The organism is Croceicoccus bisphenolivorans (assembly GCF_001634625.1).
In the GTDB taxonomy this organism is placed as follows: Bacteria; Pseudomonadota; Alphaproteobacteria; order Sphingomonadales; family Sphingomonadaceae; genus Croceicoccus; species Croceicoccus bisphenolivorans.
Genome location: NZ_LRSE01000006.1, coordinates 79,824 through 94,343 on the forward strand (window position 1 = coordinate 79,824; position 14,520 = coordinate 94,343).

The 14,520-nt window shown below is 62.9% G+C and carries 18 protein-coding genes; 17 read left to right on the plus strand and 1 reads right to left on the minus strand.

Going from position 1 to position 14,520, the window contains the following annotated elements; translation table 11 throughout:
• Nucleotides 1-14 precede the first annotated feature (14 nt).
• The 6 genes from A7A77_RS08275 to A7A77_RS08300 all read left to right on the plus strand — a co-directional run bounded on the left by A7A77_RS08275 (nt 15) and on the right by A7A77_RS08300 (nt 7,049).
• Complete coding sequence (locus A7A77_RS08275; RefSeq protein WP_066556240.1) at nt 15-2,528, plus strand: penicillin-binding protein 1A; 2,514 nt, start codon at nt 15-17, stop codon at nt 2,526-2,528.
• A 74-nt stretch (nt 2,529-2,602) separates the two neighbouring features.
• On the plus strand, nt 2,603-3,157 hold the full coding sequence (locus A7A77_RS08280) for a peroxiredoxin (protein ID WP_066556503.1): 555 nt from the start codon (nt 2,603-2,605) through the stop codon (nt 3,155-3,157).
• 133 nt (nt 3,158-3,290) lie between these two features.
• Nucleotides 3,291-4,418, plus strand: coding sequence for a peptide chain release factor 2 (gene prfB, locus A7A77_RS08285; RefSeq protein WP_066556242.1), 1,128 nt, complete (start codon nt 3,291-3,293; stop codon nt 4,416-4,418).
• Nucleotides 4,415-5,221 carry a class I SAM-dependent methyltransferase gene (locus A7A77_RS08290; RefSeq protein ID WP_425388553.1) on the plus strand — a complete coding sequence of 269 codons (807 nt, stop codon included), beginning with the start codon at nt 4,415-4,417 and terminating at the stop codon, nt 5,219-5,221. The genes prfB and A7A77_RS08290 overlap by 4 nt, the downstream gene beginning before the upstream one ends.
• On the plus strand, nt 5,218-6,624 hold the full coding sequence (locus A7A77_RS08295; protein WP_066556244.1) for an NAD(P)H-dependent flavin oxidoreductase: 1,407 nt from the start codon (nt 5,218-5,220) through the stop codon (nt 6,622-6,624). Before A7A77_RS08290 ends, A7A77_RS08295 begins: the two co-directional genes overlap by 4 nt.
• A gap of 14 nt (nt 6,625-6,638) precedes the next feature.
• Nucleotides 6,639-7,049 carry a GFA family protein gene (locus A7A77_RS08300; RefSeq protein WP_066556508.1) on the plus strand — a complete coding sequence of 137 codons (411 nt, stop codon included), beginning with the start codon at nt 6,639-6,641 and terminating at the stop codon, nt 7,047-7,049.
• Nucleotides 7,050-7,056: 7 nt separating this feature from the next.
• On the opposite strand, the gene A7A77_RS08305 is transcribed toward A7A77_RS08300, so the two are convergent.
• Nucleotides 7,057-8,088 (minus strand): 2-hydroxyacid dehydrogenase, encoded by a 1,032-nt coding sequence (locus A7A77_RS08305; RefSeq protein WP_425388554.1) that lies wholly within the window; start codon nt 8,086-8,088, stop codon nt 7,057-7,059.
• Between the two features lie 125 nt (nt 8,089-8,213).
• Between A7A77_RS08305 and A7A77_RS08310 the strand changes: the two genes are divergently transcribed.
• The 11 genes from A7A77_RS08310 to A7A77_RS18155 all read left to right on the plus strand — a co-directional run bounded on the left by A7A77_RS08310 (nt 8,214) and on the right by A7A77_RS18155 (nt 14,488).
• Nucleotides 8,214-8,681, plus strand: coding sequence for an SH3 domain-containing protein (locus tag A7A77_RS08310; protein WP_066556515.1), 468 nt, complete (start codon nt 8,214-8,216; stop codon nt 8,679-8,681).
• Between the two features lie 18 nt (nt 8,682-8,699).
• On the plus strand, nt 8,700-9,452 hold the full coding sequence (locus tag A7A77_RS08315) for a prepilin peptidase (protein ID WP_066556519.1): 753 nt from the start codon (nt 8,700-8,702) through the stop codon (nt 9,450-9,452).
• Nucleotides 9,453-9,555: 103 nt separating this feature from the next.
• Complete coding sequence (locus A7A77_RS08320; protein WP_066556522.1) at nt 9,556-9,930, plus strand: NADH-quinone oxidoreductase subunit A; 375 nt, start codon at nt 9,556-9,558, stop codon at nt 9,928-9,930.
• Nucleotides 9,921-10,472 (plus strand): NuoB/complex I 20 kDa subunit family protein, encoded by a 552-nt coding sequence (locus A7A77_RS08325; protein WP_066556246.1) that lies wholly within the window; start codon nt 9,921-9,923, stop codon nt 10,470-10,472. The genes A7A77_RS08320 and A7A77_RS08325 overlap by 10 nt, the downstream gene beginning before the upstream one ends.
• Before the next feature lie 13 nt (nt 10,473-10,485).
• The gene (locus A7A77_RS08330; protein ID WP_066556254.1) at nt 10,486-11,349 is read left to right on the plus strand and encodes an NADH-quinone oxidoreductase subunit C; all 864 of its coding nucleotides are present in this window, start codon (nt 10,486-10,488) and stop codon (nt 11,347-11,349) included.
• Nucleotides 11,346-11,900 carry a hypothetical protein gene (locus A7A77_RS08335; protein ID WP_066556255.1) on the plus strand — a complete coding sequence of 185 codons (555 nt, stop codon included), beginning with the start codon at nt 11,346-11,348 and terminating at the stop codon, nt 11,898-11,900. The genes A7A77_RS08330 and A7A77_RS08335 overlap by 4 nt, the downstream gene beginning before the upstream one ends.
• Nucleotides 11,897-13,108, plus strand: a complete 1,212-nt coding sequence (locus A7A77_RS08340) for an NADH-quinone oxidoreductase subunit D (RefSeq protein ID WP_066556523.1) — start codon at nt 11,897-11,899, stop codon at nt 13,106-13,108. Before A7A77_RS08335 ends, A7A77_RS08340 begins: the two co-directional genes overlap by 4 nt.
• Nucleotides 13,105-13,317, plus strand: a complete 213-nt coding sequence (locus A7A77_RS08345) for a hypothetical protein (protein WP_066556256.1) — start codon at nt 13,105-13,107, stop codon at nt 13,315-13,317. The genes A7A77_RS08340 and A7A77_RS08345 overlap by 4 nt, the downstream gene beginning before the upstream one ends.
• Entirely contained in the window at nt 13,310-13,678 is a 369-nt protein-coding gene (locus A7A77_RS08350) for a nuclear transport factor 2 family protein (RefSeq protein WP_281179999.1), read from the plus strand. Before A7A77_RS08345 ends, A7A77_RS08350 begins: the two co-directional genes overlap by 8 nt.
• The gene (locus A7A77_RS08355; RefSeq protein ID WP_066556257.1) at nt 13,678-14,346 is read left to right on the plus strand and encodes a complex I 24 kDa subunit family protein; all 669 of its coding nucleotides are present in this window, start codon (nt 13,678-13,680) and stop codon (nt 14,344-14,346) included. The genes A7A77_RS08350 and A7A77_RS08355 overlap by 1 nt, the downstream gene beginning before the upstream one ends.
• A gap of 1 nt (nt 14,347) precedes the next feature.
• Nucleotides 14,348-14,488: a hypothetical protein gene (locus tag A7A77_RS18155; RefSeq protein WP_172799868.1), complete on the plus strand. Its 141-nt coding sequence runs from the start codon at nt 14,348-14,350 to the stop codon at nt 14,486-14,488.
• Nucleotides 14,489-14,520 lie beyond the last annotated feature (32 nt).

Consider the following 14,520-nt stretch of genomic DNA (forward strand, 5'->3'; position numbering starts at 1 on the left):
TAGGGCCGGGCGGCATGACCGTGGGATCGCAACTCAACACTTATCTGGGCAGGGCGCGCGGCGACTTGTCCGCCCTGCGCACGAATTTCGTGGCGCGCTGGCGCGAAAGCCGGCTGTTCCGCTGGTTCGCGGGGCTTTGCGCCGCCGGCCTGCTGTTCGTCGTCGTCGCCTATTACGCGATCGGGGCCGGATTGCCGTCTGCCGATCGTCTGCTGACGTATCAGCCGCCGCTGCCCACGATGGTGCGCGGGATCGATGGCGAGATCGTTAACAGTTATGCCCGCGAACGCCGCGTGCAGCTTCGTTACGTCGATTTTCCCGAGCAGATGCAGAACGCCTTCCTCGCCGCAGAGGACAAGACGTTCTGGAGCCATGGCGGTGTCGATGTCGGCGGCCTTGCAGGCGCGGTGGTCGACTATGTCTCCAAGATGGGCACAGGCCAGCGGGCCAAGGGCGGTTCGACCATTACCCAGCAGGTTGCGAAGAACATCCTTGTCGGTGACGAATACTCGATCACGCGCAAGTTGAAGGAGATGATCCTCGCTCGCAGGATCGAGGGCGTGCTCACGAAGCAGCAAATCCTTGAACTCTATCTAAACGAGATTCCGCTTGGCCGCCAGAGCTTCGGCGTGCAGGCTGCGGCCCGCGCCTATTTCGACAAGGACGTGAAGGATCTCGAACTTCACGAATCGGCGTTCCTCGCCATCCTGCCCAAGGCGCCGGAACGCTATGGCCGCGCCAAGTACAAGGACATGGCGATCACCCGCCGCAACTACGTGCTTGACCAGATGGTGAAGAACGGCTGGGCGACACGGGCCGAAGCCGATGAAGCAAAGGGCAAGCCGCTGGGGCTCGTGCCCCGCCGTGCGGCGAACTATGATCCTGCCGGTGGCTATTTCGTGGAAGAAGTGCGCCGCCGCCTGATCGACCGTTTCGGCGAAACGGCAGAGGACGGACCGAACTCCGTCTATGCCGGCGGCCTTTGGGTTCGCACGTCGATGGACAGCGAATTGCAGCGCGCCGCACGCAGCGCCCTGCGTGCCGGATTGCTTCGCTATCATTCGGGCAAGGGGTGGACCGGCCCGATCGCCAAGATCAACATGGACGAGAACTGGCAGACCCAGCTCATCGTCTCCAACCTCGCCATCGACTACGAGGATTGGAAAGTCGGGGTCGTGACCACGCGCAGCGGCGATAGCGCGAAAATCGGTTTCACGGACGGAGACGAGCATCCGCTTTCGGGCCTACCCGACAGTCTGAAGGCCGGTGACGTGATCGTTGCCGCGCCTAAGAACAAGACCGAGTGGGTCGTGCGCACCGTTCCGGAGGTGTCCGGCGGGCTGGTCGTGGAAAACCCGCACAGCGGCCGCGTTCTGGCCCTGCAGGGCGGTTTCGATTCGCGGCTCGGCTCCTTCAACCGTGCGACGCAGGCCGAACGCCAGCCGGGTTCGACCATCAAGCCGTTTGTCTATGCCACGGGGCTGGATCAGGGCATGACGCCTGCCACGATGGTCGAAGACGGTCCGTTCTGCGTGTGGCAGGGCGCCGGACTCGGCGAAAAATGCTTCCGTAACTTCGGCAACCAGCGCGGTGCCGGGCAGCAGACGATGCGCTGGGGCCTTGAACAGTCGCGCAACCTGATGACGATCCACATCGCCAACGATGCAGGCATGGAAAACGTCACCAACACGTTCAAGCGCGTGGGGATCGGTGAATACGGGAACTACCTCTCGTTCGCGCTTGGTGCTGGCGACACGACGGTTGCGCGCATGGTCAATGCCTATTCCGCCCTTGCCAATCTGGGGCGGCAGTACGACCAGTCGGTGATCGACTACGTGCAGGATCGCAATGGCAAGGTGATCTGGCGGGCGGACAAGCGCCGCTGCGAGATCTGCAAGGCCGACGAATGGAACGGCAAGGCGATGCCGCGGCTTGCGCCTGCGGGCAAGCAGGTGCTGGATGCGGGCACGGCCTATCAGGTGGTGCATATGCTGGAAGGCGTCGTCACCCGCGGTACCGCCGTGCGCCTGCGCAGTCTGGAACTGCCGATCTTTGGCAAGACGGGGACGACTTCGGGCCCCACGAACGCATGGTTCGTCGGTGGATCGGCGGATCTTGTCGCGGGCGTCTATGTCGGTTTCGACCAGCCCCGCAATCTTGGCGGTTGGGTGCAGGGCGGCAATACCGCAGGCCCGATCATCAAGCAGCTGATCGAGGATACGAAGGAACGCTGGCCGACCGAGCCGGTGAAGGCGCCTGCGGGAATCCGCATGGTCCGCATCGATCGTCGTTCCGGCAAGCGTGTGTTCGAAGGCTGGCCGACGCGCGAATATACGCCCGCGATCATATGGGAAGCGTTCAAGCCCGACACCGAACCGCGCCGTTCGCTCGACAGGCAGACGCTGGAAGAAAAGCGTCTTGCCGCCATCGCCGCCCTGCGCGCGGCATCGGAAGAGCGGGTGACGCAGACGCGAGGTCCGCGCAGGATCGACGATACGTTCCTCGAAGACCAGGGCGGCATCTACTAGGCGCGCAATGGGGCATTGCCGGAAGGTGCCGGGGGTGGATGGACTTTGCCAGCCGCAAGGTCCATCTACGGGTCATGAAAAAATTCGCACATAGCATTCAGGCAATTGCCGCGGTCCTCGCACTTTCGACGCTTTCGGCGCCTGCGCATGCCGCCCTGAAAAAGGGTGATGCCGCGCCGCTGTTCACGACCAGCGGGGCGCTTGCCGGAAAAGCATTCAGCTTCAATCTGGACGAGGCGCTGAAGAAGGGGCCTGTCGTCCTCTACTTCTACCCCAAGGCTTTCACGCAAGGGTGCACTCTGGAGGCTCATGCCTTTGCCGAGGCGATGGACGATTTCCGCGCCGCCAGTGCCAGCGTCGTCGGTATGTCGAACGACGATATCGAGACACTGAAGCGCTTTTCGACAGAGGCCTGCCGCGACGAATTTCCCGTCGCCCGTGCGACCCCCGGCCTGATCCGTTCCTATGACGTTGCCTTGAACCGGCCCGGCATGTCCGCGGAATTGAGCGACCGGACATCCTATGTCATCGCGCGAGACGGCCGGATCGTGATGGTCCATTCCGACCTCGACTGGCGGGAACATGTCAGCCGTACGCTGGCCGCCGTTCGGGCGCTGAAAAGCAAATAGACCCACGCATTCCTGCCGAAGGCATCGGGAGCGCCGGAGTGAAACGGCCTGCTGTCCCATTATTATCCCGCCAGTGCCACTTTCCAGACCGGAAAGGCTGAGCTAAGCGGACCGCGAATTACGGAGAACGACCATGCGTGCCGAAGGGCAGGCCTATATCGACCGCATCGAAGCGGCCCTTGCACTCATCCGCCGATCGCTGGACTGGGACGTCGCCCTGCGCCGCCTGGACGAGCTGAATGCGCGTGTCGAAGACCCGACGCTTTGGGACAATCCCAAGGATGCAAAGGACGTGATGAGCGAGCGCGGCCGCCTCGAATCCGCGATCGGCGCGGTGAAGACGATCCGCGCGGAAATGGCCGACGCCATCGAATTCGTTGAACTGGGCGAGGCCGAGGGTGACGAGGACACGGTAAAGGACGGCATCGACACGCTTGCCGCGCTGGCCGAACGGGCCGACAAGGACAAGGTCGGTGCCCTGCTTTCGGGCGAGGCGGACGGTTCCGACACTTATCTGGAAGTGCATGCCGGTGCCGGCGGTACGGAAAGCCAGGACTGGGCCGAGATGCTGCAGCGCATGTATTCGCGCTGGGCCGAACGGCGCGGCTACAAGGTCGAACTGGTCGAATACCAGGCCGGAGAACAGGCCGGGATCAAGAGCGCGACCCTGCTGATCAAGGGCGAGAACGCCTACGGCTATGCCAAGACCGAAAGCGGCGTTCACCGGCTCGTGCGGATCAGCCCCTATGACAGTTCGGCGCGGCGGCACACGTCGTTCAGTTCCGTCTGGGTCTATCCGGTCATCGACGACGATATCGAGATCGAGATCAATCCGGCCGACCTCAAGATCGACACCTACCGCGCATCGGGCGCGGGCGGACAGCACGTCAACACGACGGATTCCGCCGTTCGCATCACCCACCAGCCGACCGGCATCGTGGTCGCCAGCCAGAACGACCGTTCGCAGCACAAGAACCGCGCCACCGCGATGAACATGCTGAAGGCCCGGCTCTACGAAAAGGAACTCGCCGAGCGCGAGGCGGTGACGGCAGGCGAATATGCGGCGAAGACCGAGATCGGCTGGGGCCACCAGATCCGTTCCTACGTTCTGCAGCCCTATCAGCAGGTGAAGGACCTGCGGACGGGCCATGTCTCCACCAACCCGGCCGACGTGCTGGACGGCGCGATCGATCCGTTCATTTCGGCAGCCCTCGCGCAGCGCGTGACGGGCGAGAGCGTCGAAGTGGAAGACGTGGATTGAGACTGCTTCGCGCTCTTGCAGCGGCTGTCGCTTTATGCGCCGTCACGGCAGGGGTGTCGGGCTGCGACATTTCGGCAAGGGACACTGACGAAAGGCCGGAAACCGCGCGCGATTTTCCGAGTGCCGACCGGCCCGTTTCACAGACCACCAGCAACCAGTTTTCCAACGAACGCACGCGCGACGACAGGAACGAGGCGGCGATGGTCATGGACCTTGCCAATATCAGCAAGGGCATGACCGTGGCCGACATCGGCGCGGGTGAAGGCTATTATACGACGCGTCTTGCCGAACGTGTCGGTTCGCGCGGGCGCGTGCTGGCGCAGGATATCGATCCGGCCGTGCTCGAACGGCTGGGCGCGCGCGTTCAGCGCGAGAGGCTGGATAACGTTTCGATCAAGCAGGGTTCGGAAGACGATCCGAACCTGCCCGAAGACAGTTTCGACCGCGTGTTCCTCGTCCACATGTACCACGAGGTGACGGAGCCCTATGCGTTTCTGTGGCGGCTTCGGCCCGCCCTGAAGAACGACGGGCAGGTTGTCGTCGTCGATGTCGACCGCCCGACCGGCGAGCACGGCATTCCGCCGGCGCTGCTCTTCTGCGAATTCGAGGCGGTCGGTTTCCGCCTTGCCACTTTCATCCGCCGGCCCGAACTGGCCGGTTACTACGCCCGCTTTGAACCCGAAGGGCCACGACCCGATCCGCAGGATATTGTTGCCTGCAAGCAGGAACTGGCGTCAGGTGAGGGCGATCCAATTGCGACTGGCGGTCACGAACCGCAGGAATCTGGGGCATACAGGACATGAGTTTCAAGGGACTGCAACCCATCAACTATGGCGGCAAGGAAGTCTGGCCGCTGATCGAGGGTGGCAAGGGCGTTTCGGCGACCAACCATGCCAGTTCGGGCGCATGGGCGGCTGCCGGCGGCATCGGCACGGTTAGCGCGGTGAACGCCGACAGCTATGATGCCGAGGGCAAGATCGTGCCGCAGGTCTACGAACAGATGACGCGGCGCGAACGGCACGAACAGCTGATCCGCTATGCCATCGATGGCGGCGTCGAACAGGTGAAGCGCGCCCACGAGATTTCGGGCGGGCAGGGCGCGATCAACATCAACGTCCTGTGGGAAATGGGCGGTGCCCAGGCGGTTCTGGAAGGTATTCTGGAACAGACCAAGGGGCTTGTCACCGGTGTGACCTGCGGTGCGGGCATGCCTTACAAGCTGGCTGAAATCGCGCAGCATTACGGTGTGCATTACCTGCCGATCGTGTCTTCGGCGCGTGCTTTCCGCGCGCTTTGGAAGCGCTCTTATTCCAAGGTTCCGGAACTCATGGCCGCGGTGGTCTATGAAGATCCGTGGCTGGCCGGTGGTCACAACGGGCTGTCGAACGCGGAAAACCCGCGTGAGCCGCAGGATCCCTATCCGCGCGTTGCCGAACTGCGCGCCACGATGCGCAAGGAAGGCGTTTCGGAAGACACCGCGATCGTCATGGCGGGTGGCGTATGGTTCCTGCGCGAATGGGACAACTGGATCGACAATCCGGAACTGGGCAAGATCGCGTTCCAGTTCGGCACGCGCCCGCTGCTGACCGACGAAAGCCCCATCCCGCAGGGGTGGAAGGACATGCTGCGCACGCTGGAGCCGGGCGATGTCCTGCTTCACAAGTTTTCGCCGACGGGCTTCTATTCCTCTGCCGTGCGCAACCCGTTCCTGCGCAATCTGGAAGCGCGTTCGGACCGCCAGATTCCCTATTCGCGCGTGGAAGCCGGCGATCATACCGTACAGCTTGACGCAGGGGTGAAGGGCAAGAACTTCTGGGTCACGCCGCATGACCGTGACCGCGCCCGCGGCTATGCCGCCGATGGTTTCGAAACCGCGCTCAAGACGCCGGACGACACGCTCGTCTTCGTGACACCGGAAGAGCGTGAGACCATCCGCAAGGACCAGGCCGACTGCATGGGCTGTCTTTCGCATTGCGGGTTTTCGTCTTGGAAGGACCATGACGACTACACCACCGGGCGTCTGGCCGATCCGCGCAGCTTCTGCATCCAGAAGACCCTGCAGGATATCGCCCACGGCGGGCCGGTTGACGAGAACCTGGCCTTCGCCGGGCATGCGGCCTATCGCTTCAAGCAGGACCCGTTCTATTCAAACGGCTTCACGCCGACTGTGAAGCAGCTGGTCGATCGCATCCTGACCGGCGACTGATGGCGGCAAGCGACATGCGCAAAGTGACCGGCGCCTGCCATTGCGGCGGCGTCGGCTTTGCCGCCACGGTCGATTTCGCTTCAGCGCGGCGCTGCAACTGTTCGATCTGCCGGATGCGCGGTGCGGTTGCGGTCAGCGCGAACCTTGCCGAATTCGAGATTACGCGCGGCGAAGAGCTGCTTACGCTCTACACCTTCAATACGGGTGAGGCGAAGCACTACTTCTGCAAGCAGTGCGGCATCTACACCCACCACCAGCGCCGGTCCGATCCGACGCAGTTCGGTGTGAACGTCGCTTGTATCGATGGCATCAGCCCGTTCGACTTTACCGAAATCGTGGTATCGGAAGGCCGCTTGCATCCCAATGACGGCGGTGGCGGGATTGCCGGTATCCTGCGTTACGAGCCTGTAAGACGCGAGGACTAAAGCGGGCTCAGACCCAGCCTTCCAGCACCTGATCCAGCGGGCGGTGCCCGTCGGCCCAGCTGCGAATACTCGCGATAACGCGCCCTCCGGAAGCTTCGCGACCTTCCTCTGTCGCGCTGCAAAGGTGGGGCTGGGTAATCACGTTGCGATGCGCGATCAGGCGTGGATCGACTTTTGGTTCTTCGGGATAGACATCCAGCCCCGCGCCCCACAGATGCCCGCTTTCCAGCGCGGCGATCATCGCTTCGTAATCGACCAGTTCGCCGCGGGCCGTATTCACCAGCACCGAACCCTGCTTCATCGTCGCGAGCCCGGCAGCATCGATCATGTTATGCGTGCTTTCGGTTGCCGGGCAGTGCAGGGTAACCACGTCGGCATTGGCAAGCAGGCCGGCCAGCGTTTCCTCGTACTCTGCGCCAAGCATCCGCTCTACCGCTTCGGGCAGGCGGTGGCGGTTGTGATAGACGATGCGCATGCCGAAAGCGCGTGCCCGGTGGGCTACTGCCTGACCGATCCGGCCCATACCGACGATACCCAGAACTTTTCCGCCCATCTTGCGCCCCAGCATCGCGGAGGGGGCCCAGCCGGTCCACTGGCCGTGGTGGATGATCCGCGTGCCCTCGCGCATGCGGCGCATCACGCCAATGATCAGGGCCAGAGTCATGTCGGCGGTGTCTTCGGTAAAGGCGCTGGGCGTATTGGTGACCATGATGCCGCGTGCGCGGGCGGCCTTCAGGTCGATATGGTCGGTGCCCGCGCCGAAATTGGCGATCAGCTTCATCGACGGCCCGGCCTTGGCGATCAGGTCTGCGTCGATATGGTCGGTGACCGTCGGGACCAGAACGTCGATGTCCTGCGTCAGTGCGACCAACTCTTCCCGGCTGAGTGTTCGATCCTCGCGATTGAGGCGCACGTCGAACAGTTCGCCCATGCGGTTTTCGACCGAGGGAAGCAGGTGCCGGGTCACGCCGACACGGACGGTTCCGGTAACGCGGCGGGTTTCGGTGCTGGACGGTGTCATGTCGCTGCGGTCGGGCATGGGATTTGCGCTACTTCCACATCAGGTGGATGGTCAAGCACCGAAGCTTGCGGGCATGGTGGAAGGACCGCTATGCGATTGATCAAGATCGCGCCACAGGGAGCCTTATCGTCTTGCGCGCAGACATGTTCCGCATAACCGTTACCGCGCTTGCCGCGCTGTTGCTTGCCCAGTCCGGTCCGGCACTGGCAGAAGAGGAAGTGCCCTATTGGGTTTCGTTGCGCGCGGACGAGGCGAACATGCGTGTGGGCCCAAGCGAATCGTATCCGATCGAATGGGTTTACCAGCGCGTCGGCCTGCCGATGAAAGTGGTACGCAAACTTAGCGGTTGGCGCCTTGTCGAGGATCCTGACGGAACGCGTGGTTGGATCGTCTCCCGCTTTCTCAGCCTCGAACGGACGGCGATCGTCACCGGTGACGAACCGGCGGCGATCCGGGCGAAGCCCGAAAAGACCGGCAAGCTGCTCTGGCGGGCCGAACCTGGCGTTTCCGGCGAACTGGGTGAGTGTCGCGATGGCTGGTGCCGCTTCGCGGTGGGCGAGAAATCGGGTTGGATGGCCGAAAATCGCCTTTGGGGAACTGGCGAGCCCTGAGGTGCCATGAACTGGCCGATGATCCTGGCCGGGGGCGGCATTGGCCTTCTTGTCGGTAGCTTCGTCGGTGCGGCGGCCATGCGCCTGCCACGGGACGAAGGGATCGTTGCGGGCAGGTCGCATTGCGATTCCTGTAAGCGCCCGCTTAGCCCGCTCGATCTTGTACCGGTCCTCTCTTACGTTTTCAACAGGGGCAGGTGCCGGACTTGCGGTGCCCGCATCGATGCCCTGCACCTGATCGCGGAACTGGGCGGTGCCTTTGTGGGGCTATCGGCCATGGGTGTCGCCGCCACTGTTGGAGAGGGCGCCGCCATCGCCATACTGGGTTGGCAACTGCTGCTCCTTGCGATCCTGGATGGCCGACATTTCTGGCTTCCGCCGCGCGCGATAGCGCTGCTTGCGGCGTCGGCCCTTCTGCTGCCGGTTCTGGACAAGCAGGCAGGTACGGTCGCCGTGTCCGCCATACTCGATCAGGTGGCGGGCGGGGCCTTGGGTTTTGCGTTATTGGCTGCGCCCGCTCTGCTCTACCGGTTCGTTCTGAAACGAGACGGGCTGGGCAGCGCCGACCCGTGGCTGCTGGGTGCGATCGGCCTGTGGGTGGGCGTAATGAACGTTGTCCTGACACTGCTCCTTGCAGCCTTTGCCGGACTTGTTCTCGCGCTTTTCCTGAAGCTTGCGGGGAGGCAGGTGGGGGCTGAAAGCGCCCTTCCGCTGGGCACGCTGATGGGGCTTTCCGCCTATGCGCTGATGATTGCGAGCAGGGTTACGTAGGGGCATTCCGGGGCAGTTCGCCAAATGGCCCCCTTGCGCCATGCGCGACAGATGCCTAGGGCGCTTTTCGCAACCGCAACGCGACATGCAAAGCGAGTCTGTTTTGGTCGATCTAACGCAATATCTGCCGATCCTGCTTTTCCTCGGGATTGCGCTGGGGCTTTCCGCCCTTTTCGTCTTCCTTCCGATGGGCGTCTCGCGCCTGACGGGGACGCATAACCCGGATGCCGAGAAAAACTCGGAGTACGAGTGCGGCTTCCCCGCTTTTGAGGATCCGCGCAGCCAGTTCGACGTGCGGTTCTACCTCGTCGCCATCCTGTTCATCATCTTCGATCTCGAAGCGGCGTTCCTGTTTCCATGGGCCGTCAGCCTCGATCTGACGGGATGGCCGGGCTGGATCACGATGATGGTGTTCCTGGGTGAACTCGTCATCGGCTTTGCCTATGCGTGGAAAAAGGGAGCCCTGGAATGGGAGTGAACGAAACCCTCGTGCCTGCGGCTCGGCCCGGAGAGGTGCGCCAGCCAGACCAGGACTATTTCCACGCGCTGCAGACCGAGGTGAATGACAAGGGCTTTCTTGTCACGAGCACCGAGGACCTGTTCCAGTGGGCCCGTACCGGCTCGCTGTGGTGGATGACGTTCGGCCTTGCCTGTTGCGCGGTGGAGATGATCCACGTGAACATGCCGCGTTACGATATGGAACGTTTCGGCGTTGCGCCGCGCGCATCGCCGCGCCAGTCGGACGTGATGATCGTGGCCGGCACCTTGTGCAACAAGATGGCTCCGGCCCTGCGCAAGGTTTACGACCAGATGTCTGATCCGAAGTACGTGATCTCTATGGGATCGTGTGCGAACGGCGGTGGCTACTACCACTATTCCTACAGCGTCGTGCGCGGCTGCGACCGGATCGTGCCGGTCGACATCTACGTGCCGGGCTGCCCGCCGACTGCCGAAGCGCTGCTCTATGGCGTGATGCAGTTGCAGCGCAAGATCCGCCGCGTCGGCACGGTTTCGCGGTAAGGAGAGGCGAGAAATGGCTGTCCTGCACTCCGCTCCGAAATACGCGTCGAACGATGGCGTTGCCGATGCGCTCAAAGGCGCGCTTGGCGACATGGTTTCCGGCGTTCACGAAGAGCATGGCGAAATCCTGCTGACGGTCGTGCGTGACCGTCTGGCCGACGCCATGCGCGCCCTGCGCGACGGGCAGGAATATCAGCAACTGATGGAAATCGCGGGCGTCGACTATCCGTCGCGGGCCGAGCGGTTCGAGGTCTGCTACTGCCTCCTTTCGGTCACGAAGAACCACCGCCTGATAGTCAAGGTTTCGACCGACGAAGCGAAGCCGGTGCCCAGCGTGACTTCCATCTGGCCCAATGCCGGCTGGCTGGAGCGTGAGGTTTTCGACCTTTACGGCGTGCTGTTTTCCGGAAACGACGATCTTCGCCGCATTCTCACCGACTACGGCTTCGAAGGGCATCCCTTCCGCAAGGACTTCCCGCTGACAGGCCATGTCGAATTGCGCTATTCCGAAGAGGACAAGCGCGTCGTCTATCAACCGGTCAGCCTGCCGCAGGATTTCCGCAGCTTCGACTTCATGAGCCCGTGGGAAGGGGCCGATTACGTCCTTCCCGGTGACGAAAAGGCCGCCGAAACGCCTGCTCCGCCTGCGGTCGACAAGCCGAAGACAACGGACAAGCCTTCCGATACCGGAGCAGGCGCGAAGACCGACGCCAAGTCGGACGACAAGGTTTCCGCACCGCCACCCGCAAAGGCAGAGGGCAAGGTCGATGCCGACGCACCCACGACGACCGAGGATCGGCCTGCGAAAAAAGCCCGCAAGGGCAAGGGTGCCGATACGGCGAAGGCAACCGAAGTGAAGAAGGAGGATGGCGAGTGAAACTGCGTATCGCTCTTCTGGCGTCTCCGGTCCTGGCCGGTCTGGCGCTCTCCGCATGTGAACAGGCTGCCGAGGCACCTGTCGTCGCCGAAACGACGACGGCAGAGAATGTCGTCGTCGCACCGACCGAAGCTAAGCTGGATACCACTCTGCCCGGCGCGCAAAGCGAGTTCGCCTATGCCGAACTTCTCGCGCTCGAGGCGAATGATGGCACGATCATTGCCGACAGCACGAAGGGTGCCGGCCTGTGCGTGTTCATGGACGAGGGCGGCCGTGCCCTGCTGACCGCCGGCGCGCCGACGCAGGAGGAAAAGCCCGGCGCTGCCGTGGTTCGCCCCAACGGACAGGCGGCAACGGCGCTTTACGCGCAGAGCGGGGGTACCGAGTACCTGCTGAACGGCCCGACGTTCGTGCGTGAAGGCGCCGACGGCACGTTGCCGATAACGGCGATCGTGCTGGTTGCCGACGACAAGGCAAGCGCGACGCTGACGTTGAAGTTCCCCGACGGCGAACGCGATCCCTATACCGGCAAGTGGAGCTGCAGCGCATGACGATGCAGCTTGAACAGTCGCCCACGACCGGCGACGAGGTCATCACAAACTACACGATCAACTTCGGGCCGCAGCACCCCGCGGCGCACGGCGTTCTGCGCATGGTGATGGAGCTTGACGGCGAGATCATCGAGCGCGTCGATCCGCACGTCGGCCTGCTCCATCGCGGCACCGAGAAGCTGATCGAGTACAAGACGTATCTGCAAGCGCTGCCGTATTTCGACCGGCTCGACTACTGCTCGCCGCTGGCGATGGAATACAGCTACGTTCTGGCCATCGAGAAGATGCTGAACGTGGAGGTGCCGATCCGCGCCCAGTACCTACGCGTGCTGTTCGCGGAACTGACCCGCATCTGCAACCACATGCTGAACCTTGGCAGCCACGTGATGGACGTCGGCGCGATGACGCCGAACCTGTGGATGTTCGAGATCCGCGAGGACTGCCTCAACTTCTTCGAACGCGCGTCCGGCGCCCGCATGCACAGTGCGTGGTATCGCCCCGGCGGCGTGCATCAGGATGTGCCGCTGAAGCTGCTGACCGACATCGGCGACTGGCTGGACAAGCGCCTGCCCGAACTGTTCGGCGACGCGATGAGCCTTGTGGTCGACAATCGTATCTTCAAGCAGCGTAATGTCGATATTGCCGTCGTCAGCAAGGCCGACGCATTGGCATGGGGCTTTTCCGGCCCGATGATCCGCGCAGCCGGCGTTCCGTGGGATTTGCGCAAGAGCCAGCCCTACGACGTTTACGACCGTATGGACTTCGAGATTCCCGTCGGCACGAATTCCGACTGCTACGACCGTTTCATGGTCCGCGTGCAGGAAGTGTACCAGTCGGCCAAGATCATGAAGCAGTGCCTGGCCGAAATGCCCGACGGGCCGATCGCCAGCCTTGACCGCAAGGTCAGCCCGCCCAAGCGCGGCGAGATGAAGAGCTCGATGGAAGCGCTGATCCATCACTTCAAGCTCTATACCGAAGGGTTTCACGTGCCGGCGGGCGAAGTCTACGTCGCGACGGAAAGCCCCAAGGGCGAGTTCGGCGTCTATCTCGTATCCGACGGTTCGAACAAACCCTATCGCTGCAAGATCCGGCCCACCGCGTTCAGCCACCTTCAGGCGATGGACATGATGTGCAAGGGCCACATGCTGCCTGACGCGACCGCCATTCTAGGCGCGATCGACGTCGTTTTCGGGGAGTGCGACCGGTGAGACTGAACCCGACACAGCAGATCAGCGTCCTTGCCTCGGCAACCGGCCTGATCCTTATCGCGTTCCATTTCCTCGCGATGTACCTCGGCACCGATACGGCCGACTGGCTGCCCGATGTCATCGCCTGCATCGGTGGTTTCGAGCTGTATATGTTCGGACAGAGCCAGTGGGAAGCGTTCAAGCGACGGAGAGGTGGTCCCCGTGGCTGACACGATCGCCCGCAGCCTGACCGACATCGCCCGCGCGATGATCGAAGCCTATAATGCACAGGACGTGGACACCTACGTCTCGTTCATGACCGACGATGCATGCGAGGCGAACTATCGCGGCGATGTCGTGCGCGATGGCAAGGACGGCACCCGCACAGGGCTTGCCGCCGCTTTCGCCCGCTGGCCCGAAAATCGCGCAGAAATCGTCGAGGCTCAGGAAATCGGCAACTACGTGATCTTCCGCGAACATGTCACGCGCGGACCGGCGACCGACGGGTCGGCGCTGGTCGAACCGTTCGACGTTGTCGCGATCTATACATTCGAGGGCGACAAATGCGCCCGCGTGGAGTTCGTCCGCTAATGGCTGACCGCTATCTCGAACCCGTCACGCCCGAACTGCGGGAGCGTTGGGGCGCATTCGCCTTTACCCCCGCGTGGGAGGCGAAGGCGAAGGAACAGATCTCGCACTATCCCGAAGGCCGCCAGAAATCTGCGGTTATGGCCCTGCTCGACATCGCGCAGCGGCAGGTGGGCGAGGAAACGGGTACGCAGGGGTGGTTGCCCGTTCCGGTGATGGAATACGTCGCCGCCTATCTCGACATGCCGATCATCCGCGTGGTGGAGGTCGCGACCTTCTACACGATGTACAACCTCGTACCCGTCGGCAAATTCCACGTGCAGGTCTGCGGCACCACGCCGTGCTGGCTGCGCGGTTCGGACGAGGTCATGGAAACCTGCAAGAAGCGCGGCATGAAGAAGGGCCACACGACCGACGACGGCCTGTGGACGCTGACCGAGGTGGAGTGCATGGGCAACTGCTCGTCCGCGCCGATGGTCCAGATCAACGACGACAACTACGAAGACCTGACCGGCGAGCGGCTCGATGCCGTGCTCGATGCGCTGGCCGCGGGCGAAACGCCGAAGGCCGGAACGCAGGAACCGGGCCGTCACACGGTAGAGCCGGTCGGCGCGCTCAGCACGCTGACCGCGATGGCCGATGCCAACCACGATTATCGGGGCGAGTGGTAAGTTGGATCAGCTTATCGTCATCGTTCTGGCTCTGGTCGCGGTGTTCGTGGCCTGGAAGGTGCTCAAGGGTATCGTGAAGACGGTCGCGCTTGTCGTGATCCTGATCGCTGCCGCCATTTTCGTGTTCGGAGGGCTGAGCTGATGCTCGCTGGAGTAGTTAGAGGGGCGCTCGCG

What these genes read in the sequence shown, in the direction of transcription:
- A7A77_RS08275 (WP_066556240.1), top strand. Translation starts at nt 15, where the DNA reads ATGACCGTGGGATCGCAACTCAACACTTATCTGGGCAGGGCGCGCGGC.
- A7A77_RS08280 (WP_066556503.1), top strand. Translation starts at nt 2,603, where the DNA reads ATGAAAAAATTCGCACATAGCATTCAGGCAATTGCCGCGGTCCTCGCA.
- prfB (WP_066556242.1), top strand. Translation starts at nt 3,291, where the DNA reads ATGCGTGCCGAAGGGCAGGCCTATATCGACCGCATCGAAGCGGCCCTT.
- A7A77_RS08295 (WP_066556244.1), top strand. Translation starts at nt 5,218, where the DNA reads ATGAGTTTCAAGGGACTGCAACCCATCAACTATGGCGGCAAGGAAGTC.
- A7A77_RS08300 (WP_066556508.1), top strand. Translation starts at nt 6,639, where the DNA reads ATGCGCAAAGTGACCGGCGCCTGCCATTGCGGCGGCGTCGGCTTTGCC.
- A7A77_RS08305 (WP_425388554.1), bottom strand. Translation starts at nt 8,088, where the DNA reads ATGCCCGACCGCAGCGACATGACACCGTCCAGCACCGAAACCCGCCGC.
- A7A77_RS08310 (WP_066556515.1), top strand. Translation starts at nt 8,214, where the DNA reads ATGTTCCGCATAACCGTTACCGCGCTTGCCGCGCTGTTGCTTGCCCAG.
- A7A77_RS08315 (WP_066556519.1), top strand. Translation starts at nt 8,700, where the DNA reads ATGATCCTGGCCGGGGGCGGCATTGGCCTTCTTGTCGGTAGCTTCGTC.
- A7A77_RS08325 (WP_066556246.1), top strand. Translation starts at nt 9,921, where the DNA reads ATGGGAGTGAACGAAACCCTCGTGCCTGCGGCTCGGCCCGGAGAGGTG.
- A7A77_RS08330 (WP_066556254.1), top strand. Translation starts at nt 10,486, where the DNA reads ATGGCTGTCCTGCACTCCGCTCCGAAATACGCGTCGAACGATGGCGTT.
- A7A77_RS08340 (WP_066556523.1), top strand. Translation starts at nt 11,897, where the DNA reads ATGACGATGCAGCTTGAACAGTCGCCCACGACCGGCGACGAGGTCATC.
- A7A77_RS08355 (WP_066556257.1), top strand. Translation starts at nt 13,678, where the DNA reads ATGGCTGACCGCTATCTCGAACCCGTCACGCCCGAACTGCGGGAGCGT.